The sequence below is a fragment of the Epibacterium ulvae genome (assembly GCF_900102795.1).
Lineage (GTDB): Bacteria > Pseudomonadota > Alphaproteobacteria > Rhodobacterales > Rhodobacteraceae > Epibacterium > Epibacterium ulvae.
On the sequence record NZ_FMWG01000010.1, the window covers coordinates 51,439 to 65,091 of the forward strand.

General features: G+C 52.3%; 14 protein-coding genes. 9 read left to right on the forward strand and 5 right to left on the reverse strand.

The genetic code is table 11. The features are described 5' to 3' along the window. Window positions 1-93 precede the first annotated feature (93 nt). Together dnaN and recF are read left to right on the forward strand one after the other, a co-directional pair. Window positions 94-1,215 carry a DNA polymerase III subunit beta gene (gene dnaN / locus BLP79_RS14720; protein ID WP_090220258.1) on the forward strand — a complete coding sequence of 374 codons (1,122 nt, stop codon included), beginning with the start codon at window positions 94-96 and terminating at the stop codon, window positions 1,213-1,215. A 58-nt stretch (window positions 1,216-1,273) separates the two neighbouring features. Further along, a complete protein-coding gene (gene recF, locus BLP79_RS14725; protein ID WP_090220260.1) occupies window positions 1,274-2,407 on the forward strand; it encodes a DNA replication/repair protein RecF in 1,134 nt (377 codons plus the stop codon). Here recF and BLP79_RS14730 read toward each other — a convergent pair. Next, window positions 2,358-2,969: a TetR/AcrR family transcriptional regulator gene (locus BLP79_RS14730; RefSeq protein WP_090220397.1), complete on the reverse strand. Its 612-nt coding sequence runs from the start codon at window positions 2,967-2,969 to the stop codon at window positions 2,358-2,360. The genes recF and BLP79_RS14730 overlap by 50 nt on opposite strands. 99 nt (window positions 2,970-3,068) lie before the next feature. On the opposite strand from BLP79_RS14730, the gene BLP79_RS14735 reads away from it, so the two are divergent. Together BLP79_RS14735 and gyrB are read left to right on the forward strand one after the other, a co-directional pair. Further along, complete coding sequence (locus BLP79_RS14735; RefSeq protein ID WP_090220262.1) at window positions 3,069-3,662, forward strand: NAD(P)H-dependent oxidoreductase; 594 nt, start codon at window positions 3,069-3,071, stop codon at window positions 3,660-3,662. A gap of 85 nt (window positions 3,663-3,747) precedes the next feature. Continuing rightward, entirely contained in the window at window positions 3,748-6,165 is a 2,418-nt protein-coding gene (gene gyrB / locus BLP79_RS14740; RefSeq protein WP_090220263.1) for a DNA topoisomerase (ATP-hydrolyzing) subunit B, read from the forward strand. Between the two features lie 121 nt (window positions 6,166-6,286). Here the strand turns inward: gyrB and BLP79_RS14745 are convergent, their stop codons facing one another. Continuing rightward, the gene (locus BLP79_RS14745; protein WP_090220265.1) at window positions 6,287-7,285 is read right to left on the reverse strand and encodes an asparaginase; all 999 of its coding nucleotides are present in this window, start codon (window positions 7,283-7,285) and stop codon (window positions 6,287-6,289) included. A 172-nt stretch (window positions 7,286-7,457) separates the two neighbouring features. Here BLP79_RS14745 and BLP79_RS14750 point away from each other — a divergent pair, with 172 nt between their 5' ends. Both BLP79_RS14750 and rlmN read left to right on the forward strand, forming a co-directional pair. Beyond that, on the forward strand, window positions 7,458-7,991 hold the full coding sequence (locus tag BLP79_RS14750; protein ID WP_090220266.1) for an invasion associated locus B family protein: 534 nt from the start codon (window positions 7,458-7,460) through the stop codon (window positions 7,989-7,991). Between the two features lie 151 nt (window positions 7,992-8,142). Then, window positions 8,143-9,336 (forward strand): dual-specificity RNA methyltransferase RlmN, encoded by a 1,194-nt coding sequence (gene rlmN / locus BLP79_RS14755; protein ID WP_090220268.1) that lies wholly within the window; start codon window positions 8,143-8,145, stop codon window positions 9,334-9,336. 53 nt (window positions 9,337-9,389) lie between these two features. Here rlmN and BLP79_RS14760 read toward each other — a convergent pair whose 3' ends face one another. Beyond that, complete coding sequence (locus BLP79_RS14760; protein WP_090220269.1) at window positions 9,390-10,238, reverse strand: LOG family protein; 849 nt, start codon at window positions 10,236-10,238, stop codon at window positions 9,390-9,392. Window positions 10,239-10,365: 127 nt separating this feature from the next. Between BLP79_RS14760 and BLP79_RS14765 the strand changes: the two genes are divergently transcribed. After that, window positions 10,366-10,965: a GntR family transcriptional regulator gene (locus BLP79_RS14765; RefSeq protein WP_090220271.1), complete on the forward strand. Its 600-nt coding sequence runs from the start codon at window positions 10,366-10,368 to the stop codon at window positions 10,963-10,965. An 86-nt stretch (window positions 10,966-11,051) separates the two neighbouring features. Further along, window positions 11,052-11,879, forward strand: a complete 828-nt coding sequence (dapD, locus tag BLP79_RS14770) for a 2,3,4,5-tetrahydropyridine-2,6-dicarboxylate N-succinyltransferase (protein ID WP_090220273.1) — start codon at window positions 11,052-11,054, stop codon at window positions 11,877-11,879. On the opposite strand, the gene BLP79_RS20030 is transcribed toward dapD, so the two are convergent. Then, window positions 11,857-12,153: a DUF6525 family protein gene (locus BLP79_RS20030; protein WP_269799329.1), complete on the reverse strand. Its 297-nt coding sequence runs from the start codon at window positions 12,151-12,153 to the stop codon at window positions 11,857-11,859. The two genes, dapD and BLP79_RS20030, sit on opposite strands and share 23 nt — an antisense overlap. A gap of 96 nt (window positions 12,154-12,249) precedes the next feature. On the opposite strand from BLP79_RS20030, the gene BLP79_RS14780 reads away from it, so the two are divergent. Beyond that, the gene (locus BLP79_RS14780) at window positions 12,250-12,600 is read left to right on the forward strand and encodes a hypothetical protein (RefSeq protein WP_090220274.1); all 351 of its coding nucleotides are present in this window, start codon (window positions 12,250-12,252) and stop codon (window positions 12,598-12,600) included. A 9-nt stretch (window positions 12,601-12,609) separates the two neighbouring features. Here the strand turns inward: BLP79_RS14780 and BLP79_RS14785 are convergent, their stop codons facing one another. Then, window positions 12,610-13,635, reverse strand: a complete 1,026-nt coding sequence (locus BLP79_RS14785; RefSeq protein WP_090220276.1) for a transporter substrate-binding domain-containing protein — start codon at window positions 13,633-13,635, stop codon at window positions 12,610-12,612. Window positions 13,636-13,653 lie beyond the last annotated feature (18 nt).

Here is a 13,653-nt window from a genome sequence, read left to right on the forward strand (position 1 = left end):
TGGAGAAATCGATAAAAGTCTTGTGTCACAGGGGTAAAGCGTTACTTTGCTCTTCCGGCCAGACGTATGGCCCGATGAAAAGGATTGGTGGACATGAAGATCAGCATCGAACGCGCGACACTTCTGAAGGCGGTCGCTCAGGCGCAATCAGTTGTGGAGCGGCGCAATACCATTCCGATCCTGGCCAATGTTTTGATCGAAGCCGAGGGAGAGACAGTTCAGTTTCGGGCAACAGATCTGGACATTGAAGTGGTTGATAAGGCGACTGCTCAGGTTGAGCGTGCAGGTGCCACCACAGTGGCTGCGACCACTTTGCACGAAATTGTACGCAAGTTGCCAGATGGCGCGTTGGTCACCCTGAATGCCGATGCAGCCTCTGGTCGTCTGACGGTTGAAGCTGGGCGGTCAAATTTCTCGTTGGCAACGCTGCCGCGTGAGGATTTCCCGGTGATGGCCACGTCTGAATATCAGTCAAACTTTACTGCAAACGCTGCCGTTTTGCGGCGTTTGTTTGATAAATCAAAGTTTGCGATTTCCACCGAAGAGACACGCTATTACCTCAATGGCGTTTATATGCATGTGGCAGATGGTGCTGAGGGTGGTAAGACATTGCGCTGTGTCGCAACCGATGGCCACCGTCTGGCACGTATTGATGCAGACCTACCTCCTGGTGCTGCGGAGTTGCCGGGGGTGATTGTCCCCCGTAAAACCGTTGGTGAGCTTCGTAAGCTTCTAGACGACGATGACATGGACATAGCGGTTTCGGTCAGTGAGACCAAAGTGCGCTTTGCGACGCCTACCATCACACTGACCTCTAAGGTGATTGATGGGACGTTCCCGGACTACACACGCGTTATCCCAACCGGCAATACGCGCCGCCTTGAGGTGGATGCGTCCGAGTTTGCCAAGGCGGTGGATCGCGTTGCAACGGTTTCCAGCGAACGTTCACGTGCGGTGAAGCTGCAATTGGAGGAAGACCGCTTGGTTTTGTCCGTGAACGCACCTGACAGTGGTGCCGCCGAAGAAGAATTGATGGTCGCCTACAGTGATGAGCGGCTGGATATTGGGTTTAACGCGAAATATCTCTTGGAAATTGCCAATCAGGTAGATCGGGAAAACGCAGTTTTTATGTTTAATTCTTCCGGTGATCCGACCTTGATGCGTGAAGGTAATGATCAAAGCGCTGTATATGTTGTGATGCCGATGCGCGTCTGATCACGCGATTTGTGCAATCAAACGCGCCATTGGAATACAATAGAAGGGGACGTGCTGCGTGCTGGCCCTCACATCTTTGAAGCTTTCTCATTTTCGCTCGCATTTGCGGGCGGATTTGCATTTGGACGGGCGGCCGGTGGCTCTTTATGGCAACAATGGCGCGGGCAAGACCAATATCTTAGAAGCTGTGTCATTGTTTTCTCCGGGGCGGGGTATTCGGCGAGCCAGCGCAGCTGACATGACACGCCGCCCTGAGGCATTGGGGTGGAAGCTGATGGCCACCTTACAGGCCAATAATCAGGCGTATGATGTGGCGACTTGGTCTGAAAGCGGTGCTGCGCGACAGGTGCGGGTTGATGAAAAGGCGAGCAATCAAACCGCGCTTGGACAAATCTGCCGGATTGTGTGGTTGGTGCCTGCGATGGATCGCGTATGGATAGAGGCCGCAGAAGGGCGCCGCCGTTTTCTGGATCGTATTGCGCTTAGCTTTGAACCGGGTCATGCTGAAGCGAGCCTCACCTATGAAAAGACAATGCGCGAACGCAATAAACTGTTGAAAGAACAGGTGCGCGATCCGGCATGGTACCGTGTGATTGAAGCGCAGATGAGCGCGGCAGGTCATCGTATTCATCAAGCCCGCCAGCAAGCTGTGGATATTTTGCATGCAGCGCAGGAAAAAGCTGAAACCGCTTTCCCAACGGCTGAGCTTGAATTGATTCAAAACGATGGATCAATGCCACACACCGCAGAAGATTTTCGCGCGGCACTAGAGGAGAGCAGGTTTCGGGATCTGGCGGCGGGGCGCACGCTGGTAGGACCACATCGCAGTGATCTGTTGGGCACGTATCGCGCCAAGGGTGTGCCTGCTCGTGAGTGTTCTACAGGGGAACAAAAAGCATTGCTGGTTTCGTTGATCTTGGCCAATGCCCGGGCGCTGCAGGCACGTGAGGGGGCGCCACCGATTGTGTTGCTTGATGAGGTGGCAGCCCATTTGGATGCTGTCCGGCGGGCGGCGCTTTATGATGAAATTTGTGCTTTAGGTGTGCAGGCGTGGATGACGGGCACAGGACCTGAACTATTTGAAGATTTGGGCGGTCGTGCACAAGTCTTTGAAGTTGGCGAGAGCGACGGCCATTCGATTGTCAATCCTGCCCAGGCTGAGGAGTTTCATCCGCAAGCCAGGCCTGTATGAAGGGGCGCAGCGCATTCAATGCAGGTTCACTTGTCGGGGTGTTTTGGCAAAAGCGGATTGCCAGAACCTGATTAAGAAAGGCCTGTATGCCTTCTGAGAGCAGAGCAGGTGAATGTGTCGTGCGGACAACGCCATTTGCTTGCAGGGCTGCAATCCAACCTGCGCAGAGTTCGATCTGACGATAAAAGCTTGCAGTTATGACTTCATCGCTGTGGTTGCTAATCGATCCAGAATATCGCAGCAAGAGATCAAAAATAACGCGATCGCTTGCTACGTAGTTTAGCGAGGGCTCTATATACGACAAGAGCGCCTCGATATTTGCTGGAGCCGGGAGCTTTTCGAGCTGATCAAGAAATTGGGTCATTTGTTGGCCAACAATGACCGCAAGCAGACCGTCTTTGTCTTTGAAATGTGAAAACAGCGTCCCTTTGGCGACACCTGCGCGCTGTACAACGTCTTCGACGCGCAGGTTGCTGAAACCTTCTGCATCAATGATCTCATGTGCAACATTTATCAACTTGGCTCGGGTTTCCAACCGTCGTTGCTGGGGGGCGCGTGTCATCGTTTCGACCTCTTTTATGACCGCGGTCATTTTTAACTTGACCGCGGTCAGTTTTTTTAATAAAATGACCTAAGTCAATTTATCCCAATGGAGACCCATATGTTGACCAGAAAAATTCTCATCTTGAACGGGCACCCTGGGGATAGGTCATTGTCCAAATCCCTTAGCACAGCTTATCGGGATGCTGCTAGCACACAAGGACATGAGGTCCGCTGGCATGATGTGTCGGAAATGGAATTCGATATGGATTACGGTATGGGCGGTTATAGTAACGCCAAGCCGTTGGAAGCTCCTTTAGAGCAGTTTTTATCAGACTTAGAATGGGCAGATCATGTGGTGGTTGCGACCCCCCTTTGGTGGGGGGCGCTCCCTGCGAAGCTAAAAGGCCTGTTTGATCGCGCGCTTTTGCCCGGCCGGGCGTTTGATACGCGCAATACTTCTTTGATGGGCGTGCCGTTGCCCTTGCTGACGGGAAAGACAGCGCGTGTTCTGCTGACCAGTGATACGCCTTCAATTTATTTACGCTTGTTCTATGGCAATGCGATCAAGAAAATTCTGAGCCGCCAGATACTGGGTTTTATCGGTGTGAAGCCAACCCGATTTACCGCGTTTGCCTCAGCCACGGGGGCGTCGGCTGAAACAGTTGAGAAATGGATGCGTAAAGCTTCAGATCTGGGGCGGCGTGCAGCCTGATTCAGGCAATAAAAATAGGGCTCTGTGCGTGACATTCTGATGAAGGCGGCGTATAAAAACGGAAAGTAAAAACAGGAAGTCGTCAATGTCCGGAACCGAGCACGCCCCCGCCGAATATGGCGCGGATTCTATCAAAGTTCTTAAAGGCTTGGAGGCGGTCCGCAAGCGTCCCGGAATGTATATCGGCGATACCGATGATGGCTCTGGCCTGCATCATATGGTGTATGAGGTTGTCGACAACGGTATTGACGAAGCACTTGCAGGTCATGCGGACGCGGTGACTGTCAAAATTCATGCGGATTCCAGTATTTCCGTCAGCGACAATGGACGCGGCATCCCTGTTGATATTCACCCTGAAGAAGGCGTTTCCGCGGCTGAGGTTATCATGACCCAGCTGCACGCTGGTGGTAAGTTTGACAGCAATTCCTACAAGGTTTCTGGTGGTCTGCACGGTGTGGGCGTTTCTGTTGTAAACGCTTTGTCTGACTGGCTGGAACTGCGTATCTGGCGCAATGGCAAAGAGCATGTCGCACGATTTGAACGTGGGGATACGGCCAAACACCTTGAAGTGGTTGGCGAGTGTGGCGACCAAACCGGCACAGAAGTGCGCTTTCTGGCTTCTACAGATACGTTTTCAAACCTTGAATACTCGTTTGAGACGCTGGAAAAGCGCCTGCGTGAGCTGGCTTTTCTGAACTCTGGGGTTCGCATCATTTTGGTGGACGAACGCCCGGCAGAACGGCTTGAGGTTGAGCTATATTATGAAGGCGGCGTGAACGAGTTCGTGAAATATCTGGACCGTTCCAAGTCTCCTGTCATGGAAGCGCCGATCTATATCGTGGGCGAAAAGGACGACATTGGTGTTGAAATCGCCATGTGGTGGAATGACAGCTATCATGAAACTGTATTGCCCTTTACCAACAACATCCCCCAGCGGGATGGCGGCACGCATGTCGCTGGCTTTCGTGGTGCGCTGACACGCACCATCAACAGTTACGCGCAATCTTCTGGCATTGCCAAGAAAGAAAAGGTCAATTTCACTGGTGACGACGCACGCGAAGGCCTGACTTGCGTGCTGTCAGTGAAAGTGCCGGATCCAAAGTTCTCATCGCAGACTAAAGACAAACTGGTATCTTCTGAAGTGCGCCCCGTTGTGGAAAGCCTGATGAATGAAAAACTGGCTGAGTGGTTTGAAGAAAACCCAAATGTGGCCAAACAGGTTGTCAGTAAAATCATCGAAGCGGCACATGCCCGCGAAGCGGCACGCAAAGCACGCGAGCTGACGCGTCGGAAAACGGCGATGGATGTGAACTTCCTCGCAGGGAAGCTTAAAGATTGTTCCGAAAAAGACCCATCCAAGACCGAAGTTTTCTTGGTCGAGGGGGACTCGGCTGGCGGATCTGCTCAGACAGGGCGAGATCGTCAGACGCAGGCGATTTTGCCGTTGCGGGGTAAAATTCTAAACGTTGAGCGTGCGCGCTTTGACCGGATGCTAGGATCACAAGAGATCGGCAATCTGGTGATGGCGCTTGGCACAGGTATTGGCCGTGATGAGTTTAACATTGAAAAGCTGCGTTACCATAAGATCGTGATTATGACCGATGCGGATGTTGACGGCGCGCATATTCGGACGTTGTTATTGACCTTCTTCTATCGTCAGATGCCCGAATTGATCGAGGGTGGGTATCTCTACATCGCACAACCGCCACTTTATAAGGTCGCGCGTGGCAAGTCTGAGGTCTATCTGAAAGATCAGGCTGCACTGGACGATTACTTGATCAATCAAGGTGTCGATGGCGCGGTGTTAAAGCTGGGTACGGGTGAAGAGCTCACAGGACAAGACCTTACACGAGTGGTTGAGGAAGCGCGCCAATTGAAGCGTGTGTTAGACGCGTTTCCAACTCATTACCCGCGCCATATTCTTGAACAAGCCGCTGTTGCGGGAGCCTTTGTGCCTGGCGCAGTGGATGCTGACTTGCAAGGTGTGGCCGATAAAGTGGCCGCGCGTCTGGATGCAATTGCACTGGAATATGAGCGTGGCTGGCAAGGGCGTATTACACAGGATCATGGCATTCGTCTGGCTCGTATTTTACGTGGCGTTGAAGAAGTGCGTACTTTGGATGGTCCGATGTTACGTTCGGGCGAAGCCCGTAAAACGGGTAGCTTTACCAAGAGTCTACAGGAAATTTATAGCGCGACAGGCCAATTGCTGCGCAAGGATCGTAGTCAGCTGATCCATGGGCCTTTGGACCTTTTGAAAGCGGTTCTTGAAGAAGGCGAGAAGGGACTGTCATTACAGCGCTACAAAGGGCTTGGCGAAATGAATCCAGATCAGCTTTGGGAGACCACTCTGGACCCGGATGCACGCACTCTTTTGCAGGTGCGGGTTGAGGATATGGTTGAGGCTGACGATCTTTTTACCAAGCTGATGGGCGATGTCGTCGAACCGCGGCGTGAGTTTATCCAGAAAAATGCATTGAGCGTAGAGAATCTGGATTTTTAAAAGAGCTATAAGTGACTCCATAGCACTATGGTTCGCGGTTTGGGCCCAATTGGAGCTTTTACGAATAATGCCCCGCCAACAGCTGCGGGGCATTCAGAGGCCAGATGGAAGATACAGGGTTCTAGAACAAGAGCGTTTGTGTAGGGCGAATGGAGCCACAGTTTATTTTACGACGATTGAGTAAAGGTGCATTCATATATTGTGCCACCACTGGATCAGATCGGTGAAGTAGGCCAAGGCTTACCAAAAGGGCGGTGATTGCGCATTCACTGGCGCGCGTTGCACCATCCGTTATTTTGAGAGCAACTCCCAGTTTCTGTTCGGGTATGATAGCCACAAAAACGGCTTCTGCACCGGTTTTGACGGCAGCCTTTCCTCGCATCGCTCGCATAAGGTTTGTGCAGGCACGGGGTTCGCCTGCGACAAGTTCCGGATGGGTTATCATTGCGTTGACAAGGGAATTTGCTGCGCGCGAGGTTGTGTCAGTCCGTTGATGCGCGGAGGCAAACCATGCCATCGCACGCGCAAGTCCATGTAGAGACGTTACAAAATTCGGAGCTGAGCACCCATCTATTCCAAAGCCTGGACTTGTTTCATCAGTAACGTACTCAAACGCATCAAGGGCAGCTTTTTGGACGGGGTGATCTGGATCGATGTATTCAGGTGTGGCTCCAAGGTGCTTTGTTAAAGTTAAAAATCCAGCATGTTTGCCTGAGCAGTTGTTATGTGCCTGACAGGGCGCGCGATCGGTTTTGATAAGCGCGTTCCGTGCGGGAATATCGTTCGGCAATTGCGTGCCGCATCGCAAGTCCTGATCCGATAGCCCTAGTTGTTTGATCCAGTCATTGACCCGGCGGGTGTGCATTTCTGCGCCGTTGTGCGAGGCGCAAGCAAGGGCGAGCTGTTCAGAGCCAAGACCAAACTTTGCTGCCGCCCCTGAGGTCACAAGTGGTAGTGCCTGGATCATTTTGGCAGAGCTGCGCGGATAGATTGTCGCTTGAGGGTTCCCCCAACTGCGCCGGATGTTTCCTTTGGCATCGCAAATAACAGCGTGGCCCGAATGTAAGCTTTCGAGGAGCGGTCCTCGCCAAATTTCTACCATGGGAATTGGTGATGTCATTGAAAACGCCTTTTTCTGGGCAAATTTCTGCCAAAATGAACATTAACCCGTGGAACTTGATACGTTAGTGTGTTTGTGTAGCGCAAGTGCCGGACAGGGAAGAGACAGTGCGATAAACGCTGCGTACCTTTTGGCATATGAGGTTAATGAGGCAGTCTTGGAGTCGGGACCAATGACATCGAAATTTGTCCGTTTTATTGCGTGCCTGAGCATGGCATGTGTGACGAGCACAGCATCACTTGCGCAGCAGGCAACATCCGAAAACCGCGTCGGCGTAAATGCTGATTGGAATGTGTTCCAAGGGGACAGTCCAAAGGAATGCTGGGGCGTTTCTCAGCCTAAAGAGACAGTAAACACACGTGATGGTCGTGTGGTTGCCGTGCGTCGTAGCGATATCCAATTGTTTGTTTTCTATCGGCCGGAGGTTGGTAAAGAAGGGCAAGTTACCTTTACCGGAGGGTATCCTTTTGCGCCGGGATCGACTGTAAGCATGGTCATTGGTGACAGTAATTTTGATATGATCACTGATGGCGAATGGGCCTGGCCTGCGCCCGGCGATGATGGCAACATCATCTCTGCAATGAAGCGCGGGGCAAATGCAGTTCTAACAGCGCGTTCTGCAAGAGGCACGCAGACCAAAGATACGTTTTCATTGCTTGGCTTCACTGCGGCTGTGGAAGATGCGGATAAGCGGTGCAATAACTAAGCCCGTGACTGAGGTTCTTTAGTTTGAGCCACTCTGAAGAGAGTGGCTTTTTCGATGTCTCAAGAGGTGAAGCGACATCTTTTGTTTGGAAGTTCAGATTCTCTCCTATATAGAGCAGCATCCACCGTCCAAGCTTTAAAGGTTCGCCGCCATGCCCACCCCTGCGCCGATCACGCAAGATGTTCTGACTTTGCCCCGCAAGTTGCCCGAGGGCGGTAAGATCAATCTTGTCGGTCTAACGCGTGATCAGATGCGCAGTGTCCTGATCGAAAACGGGACGCCTGAAAAGCAGGCCAAGATGCGCGTTGGTCAGATCTGGCAGTGGATCTACCAATGGGGCAAACGCGATTTCGCTGATATGACCAATCTGGCCAAAGCTTATCGCGCTCAGTTGGCTGAAAACTTTGAAATTTCAATTCCTGAGGTGGTGAGCAAACAGGTTTCAACCGATGGTACGCGCAAATACTTGGTGCGGATCGCTGGCGGTCATGAGGTTGAGGTGGTCTATATTCCTGAAGAAGGCCGGGGCACTCTGTGTATTTCCAGTCAGGTTGGATGCACCCTGACTTGTTCATTCTGTCATACCGGCACCCAGAAACTGGTGCGGAACCTGACACCGGCAGAGATTGTGGGCCAGGTGATGATGGCGCGGGATGACTTGGATGAATGGCCAATACCCGGTGCACCAAAGGATGAGACACGTCTGCTTTCCAATATCGTTTTGATGGGGATGGGCGAGCCACTGTATAATTTCGATAATGTGCGGGATGCGATGAATATCGCTATGGATCCCGAAGGCATCAGTCTGAGCCGCCGCCGGATCACATTGTCGACGTCTGGTGTCGTTCCAGAGATCGCCAGGACTGCTGAAGAAATCGGCTGCCTGCTAGCTGTGTCTTTTCACGCCACTACTAATGAAACCCGTGATGTGTTGGTTCCGATCAACAAGCGTTGGAATATTGATGAATTGCTGCAGGCGCTGGCAAATTACCCTAAGGTCTCTAATTCTGAACGTATTACCTTTGAATACGTGATGTTGGACGGGGTGAATGACAGTGATGAAGACGCACACCGCCTGTTGGATCACATCAAGCGCTATAATATTCCGGCTAAGATCAACCTGATTCCGTTTAACGAGTGGCCCGGGGCCCCTTACAAACGCTCATCCAATAATCGCATTCGCGCGTTTGCGAATATCATTTATCAGGCAGGCTATGCCTCACCGATTCGCAAAACCCGTGGTGATGATATCATGGCAGCTTGCGGTCAGTTGAAATCTGCAACGGAACGTGCGCGTAAGTCACGTAAGCAGATTGAGGCAGAGGCTGGACTGTCCCAGTCATAAGAGCGCCAATTAACCCTGCCTTTTGTAAAAGGCAGGGTCATGTTAGATATTGTTCAGCGCTCGCGACCGGGAAGCTCTTCGCGTGGAGGTTCTGGTGCCCAGTTTTCAAACAGTTCCATCGCTTCTTCGGCGGTATCTACAAACTTGAACAACTCAAGGTCTTTGTCAGCAATCGTGCCGGCATCGGCAAGCGTTTCCCAATTGATGATGCTTTCCCAGAATTGTTTGCCAAACAGCAGGAAGGGCACGCGCTCCATCCGACCTGTTTGAATGAGCGTGAGCGCCTCAAATAACTCATCCAACGTGCCAAACCCACCGGGGAATACGGTGATTGCTGCCGCGCGCATCAGGAAGTGCATTTTGCGAATGGCAAAATAATGGAAATTAAAGCTGAGTTCAGGGGTAACATAGGCATTGGGCGCCTGTTCGTGCGGTAATACAATGCTCAACCCGATCGAGCGTCCGCCGGCATCGACAGCGCCGCGATTGCCGGCTTCCATCACGCCGGGGCCACCGCCTGTTACAACCACATTCTCTCGACCTCCACTTTCGAGTGACTTTTCGGTCATGAGGCGCGCGAACTTGCGGGCTTCGTCATAGAAATGGGTTAGCTCTGCCAGAGTGTTTGTGCGGGCTTTGTCTTTGTTCTTGGGTTCGGGAATGCGTGCGCCGCCAAACATCACAATGGTGCTTTCGATGCCTTGTTCATCCAGCATCAGCTGCGGTTTTAAAAGTTCTAGCTGCAGGCGCACGGGACGCAGCTCTTCACGGCACAGGAATTCCTCGTCTGCAAAGGCGAGCGCATAGGCAGGCGATTGGGTTTGCGGGGTTAGGGGCACATGGCCTGCCCGGTCCCGGTCGGAATGTGCATCGGGAAATCGGCTGTGTCGATCTTCTGTCATTGAATAGGCTCTTTGTCTCTCAATCGGTTTTGTTCCACCCTGCCTGCGAAAAGCAGTAAGTGCAATTGCGCAGATGACTGCAAACGCGTAGCCTGCGATCGCTGCTTTCAAAATCTATCATAGAGCCATGAGTGAAACGATTTCCGATAAGATTTTTGAGAGTCTGAGCCTACAGATCGTGACAGGTGTGCTTGAGGCCGGGGTAAAGCTGCGCCAGGATCACATCGCGCGCGATTTCAGCACCAGTCATGTACCCGTGCGTGAAGCGTTATTGCGTCTTGAAGCACGAGGTCTAGCAGAATCGCTTCCACGTCGAGGTACACGCGTAAGTGCGCTTGATCCTGCAGAGATTCGCGAAATTGTTGAAATGCGCGTGTCGCTTGAACTGCTGGCCTTGTCTTATGCGGTTCCACAGGCACGTGCGGCGGATCTTGAGGTGGCGCACCATCATATGGTGGCCTGCGATCGTGCGACAGATATGGCGACATGGGATGTAGAAAATCGTGCGTTTCACATGGCTATTTTAGCCCCCTGCCAGATGCCGCGCCTGTTAAATTCTGTCGAAGATTTGCATCTTGCTGCCGCACGTCACCTTTTCGCGCATTGGCAGTCTCGATGGCGGCCACGGGTGGATCATGACCATGCCGCGATTTTCCAAGCGATTGAGCAGCGCGATACCGGTGCAGCTTGCGCAGCTCTTAAACGGCATCTGCGACGCGTGGGCTAATTGTCCCTTGTGTGCATTCAGCACATGACGTCCCGTCGGTTTCCCGTTATGAAGCCTCGAAACCTTTTGACGCCGGAGACCGCATCATGTCCAACGCCCAGCTGGAAACCGCAATCGAAGCTGCCTGGGAGGCCCGTGATTCCATCACCCCTGCCACCACAGGCGAAACCCGTGAGGCCATTGAAAATACGCTAAACGCGCTGGACAGCGGTAGTCTGCGTGTCGCTGAAAAGCTGGAAAATGGCGATTGGCACGTCAATCAATGGGCTAAAAAAGCCGTTCTGTTGGGCTTCCGTATCAAAGACATGGAAGAGCAATCTGGCGGCCCGCAAGGCTCAGGCTGGTGGGACAAAGTTGACAGCAAATTCAAAGGCTGGGGCGAAGAGCAGTGGAAATCTGCAGGCTTCCGCGCTGTGCCCAATGCTGTTGTTCGCAAGTCCGCATATATTGCGCCTGGCACCGTTTTGATGCCGTCTTTTGTGAACCTTGGTGCCTATGTGGATGAAGGCACAATGGTCGACACTTGGGCGACTGTTGGCTCTTGTGCGCAAATTGGTAAAAACGTGCACCTGTCTGGCGGTGTTGGTATCGGTGGCGTACTGGAGCCGATGCAGGCCGGGCCAACCATCATTGAAGACAACTGCTTTATCGGTGCACGCTCCGAGGTTGTTGAAGGCTGTATCGTACGCGAAGGTTCTGTGCTGGGCATGGGCGTCTTCATTGGCCAGTCGACCAAGATCGTTGATCGCGAAACTGGTGAGGTAATGTACGGTGAGGTTCCGCCTTATTCTGTAGTTGTTGCAGGCTCTATGCCCTCTAAGAACAACGTCAATCTCTACTGTGCTGTGATTGTGAAGCGTGTTGATGAAAAGACCCGTTCGAAAACAGGGATCAACGAGCTGTTGCGCGACTAACTTCGGTTTTCTCGCTGATTGGATAGGACGTGCCCCAAACCTTGGGCGCGTCCTTTTTTAATGTGCGCCTCTCGACATCGCTCAGAAATTTGACAGCGGCTTGCCGGTCACCACCTGTTTGGCGCAAAGCCTTGGACCACAGCCGTGTGACGGACCGTGCAGACCAAGGTAATTTTGCTTCAGTCAGCCAAAACCGTAGCTCTCGCGGGAGCTGGTCAAACTCCGACAGCGTGCTGTGCCGACGTTTCATAGAGGTGTTTAGGTTTTTAGACATATCAGGGCATGATTCCAGACGTAGTGTGATGTTATTACGTTTTCGCCCTCACAAAGGCAACTTGACTTTTGCGCAGGCTCCTCGCAATGAGGCAGCATGGAAAAGCAAAAGAAAAAGTCACGTCAGCAGGTCTATACTCTACTGGTCCAGATCGGCCGAAAAGAGGGAGACGGCTTGCCGGAAGGGGCAAGCGGAGCCGCATTGATGGTCTATGCTTCCGGTATTGATGAGGCTGAAGCGGTTCGTGAAACCGTTGCGATTCTAAAACAAGCTGATACTGCCCCGCTGGACGTGACAGGTTATGGCACGTTGGAAGAGCGCCTCGCTGAGGGGCACGAGATTGACACAGATGAACGCGATCTTATGCAACGTGCCTTGGACGAAAACGCCGTTATCGTCGCGCAGATGACGCCATTTTTTGATGATGAGCCGCAAACCCTGCACTAGCGGCTGTCGTCAGGGTGCGTGTCCAAACCACTTTTGATAGATTTCATCGTATCTGCCGTTTTCGCGCATACGCAAAATGACTTGGTTCGCTTGTTCTTTCAGGGGGGATCCTGTTGGGAAAGCCAGCCCGTAGTTTTCTTGTAAAAAGGGTTGCCCGACGGTGCGTCCAAACTCGCTGCCACCTTTGACGACGTAATAGTCAAGAATCGGTGCGTCAAAGACGACGATCCGAATACGCCTCTCTTCAAAGGCTTGTATCATCTCTTCCAGCCCGTCGTACCCTTTGTAATCCACGTCCCTGCGGTCGAGAAACCCTGCAGCGGTTGAGTTTTTGATGGTCCCAACTTGCTTCCCATAGAGATCGTTGACGGAATTTACAGAGCCGCTGATGGCTTCCACGGTCATAACTGCGGTGATTTTTGCCACGAAAACAGAGACAACGAACAGTGATGAGATGACGAGGATGACCCCAAAAATCCGGCCTATTGGCGTGCGTGGGACCCGTTCTTCGAACCCACCATTTACGACCAAATTCAATGCCCACCAAAAAGAGGGAAACCATGCTTCCTTCAAGGGGCGATCAAAGTAGGGCTGAGCGCGACGTTCAAAGGTCCACATTAGCATGCCGCCGCCAAACAATAGAACAAAGGCCACACAGATAGCGATCAACAGATCAAAGGACCATAATGCCTTGATGAGTGACGGCTCTCTGATGTCATCTGCGGCAATCATGATCTGTAAGCCGCTTTCAAAAATTGGATGGCTAAAGTCCATATTTATTTCACGGGTCGCCGTGATTGATATGTTTGCGGCAGCGATATCCGCCGTTTGCGCGGCGACCCCATCTAGCATATCCGCAAAACTGTCTTCACGGTTTATATCAAGTTCCCAATCCAACTGATCACTTAGGGCGCGCAGCAATTCGATTGTGAAGCCTGTGTGCTCTCCGTTCTCTTCCATTGAAAAGGGCGGGCGTGTCACGGTGTTGACAGTGACAACCTCTGCCGCGACTGGGGCGGCAAGGAGTAAAAACATCAGAAAAGAGAGTGACCG

Bases quoted from the DNA above. Each gene is read 5' to 3' on its own strand.
- BLP79_RS14750 (WP_090220266.1), top strand. From the start codon at position 7,458: ATGACATCGAAATTTGTCCGTTTTATTGCGTGCCTGAGCATGGCATGT.
- BLP79_RS14745 (WP_090220265.1), bottom strand. From the start codon at position 7,285: ATGACATCACCAATTCCCATGGTAGAAATTTGGCGAGGACCGCTCCTC.
- BLP79_RS14780 (WP_090220274.1), top strand. From the start codon at position 12,250: ATGGAAAAGCAAAAGAAAAAGTCACGTCAGCAGGTCTATACTCTACTG.
- BLP79_RS14735 (WP_090220262.1), top strand. From the start codon at position 3,069: ATGTTGACCAGAAAAATTCTCATCTTGAACGGGCACCCTGGGGATAGG.
- rlmN (WP_090220268.1), top strand. From the start codon at position 8,143: ATGCCCACCCCTGCGCCGATCACGCAAGATGTTCTGACTTTGCCCCGC.
- BLP79_RS14765 (WP_090220271.1), top strand. From the start codon at position 10,366: ATGAGTGAAACGATTTCCGATAAGATTTTTGAGAGTCTGAGCCTACAG.
- BLP79_RS14785 (WP_090220276.1), bottom strand. From the start codon at position 13,635: ATGTTTTTACTCCTTGCCGCCCCAGTCGCGGCAGAGGTTGTCACTGTC.
- BLP79_RS14730 (WP_090220397.1), bottom strand. From the start codon at position 2,969: ATGACACGCGCCCCCCAGCAACGACGGTTGGAAACCCGAGCCAAGTTG.
- BLP79_RS20030 (WP_269799329.1), bottom strand. From the start codon at position 12,153: ATGTCTAAAAACCTAAACACCTCTATGAAACGTCGGCACAGCACGCTG.
- gyrB (WP_090220263.1), top strand. From the start codon at position 3,748: ATGTCCGGAACCGAGCACGCCCCCGCCGAATATGGCGCGGATTCTATC.
- dapD (WP_090220273.1), top strand. From the start codon at position 11,052: ATGTCCAACGCCCAGCTGGAAACCGCAATCGAAGCTGCCTGGGAGGCC.
- BLP79_RS14760 (WP_090220269.1), bottom strand. From the start codon at position 10,238: ATGACAGAAGATCGACACAGCCGATTTCCCGATGCACATTCCGACCGG.
- dnaN (WP_090220258.1), top strand. From the start codon at position 94: ATGAAGATCAGCATCGAACGCGCGACACTTCTGAAGGCGGTCGCTCAG.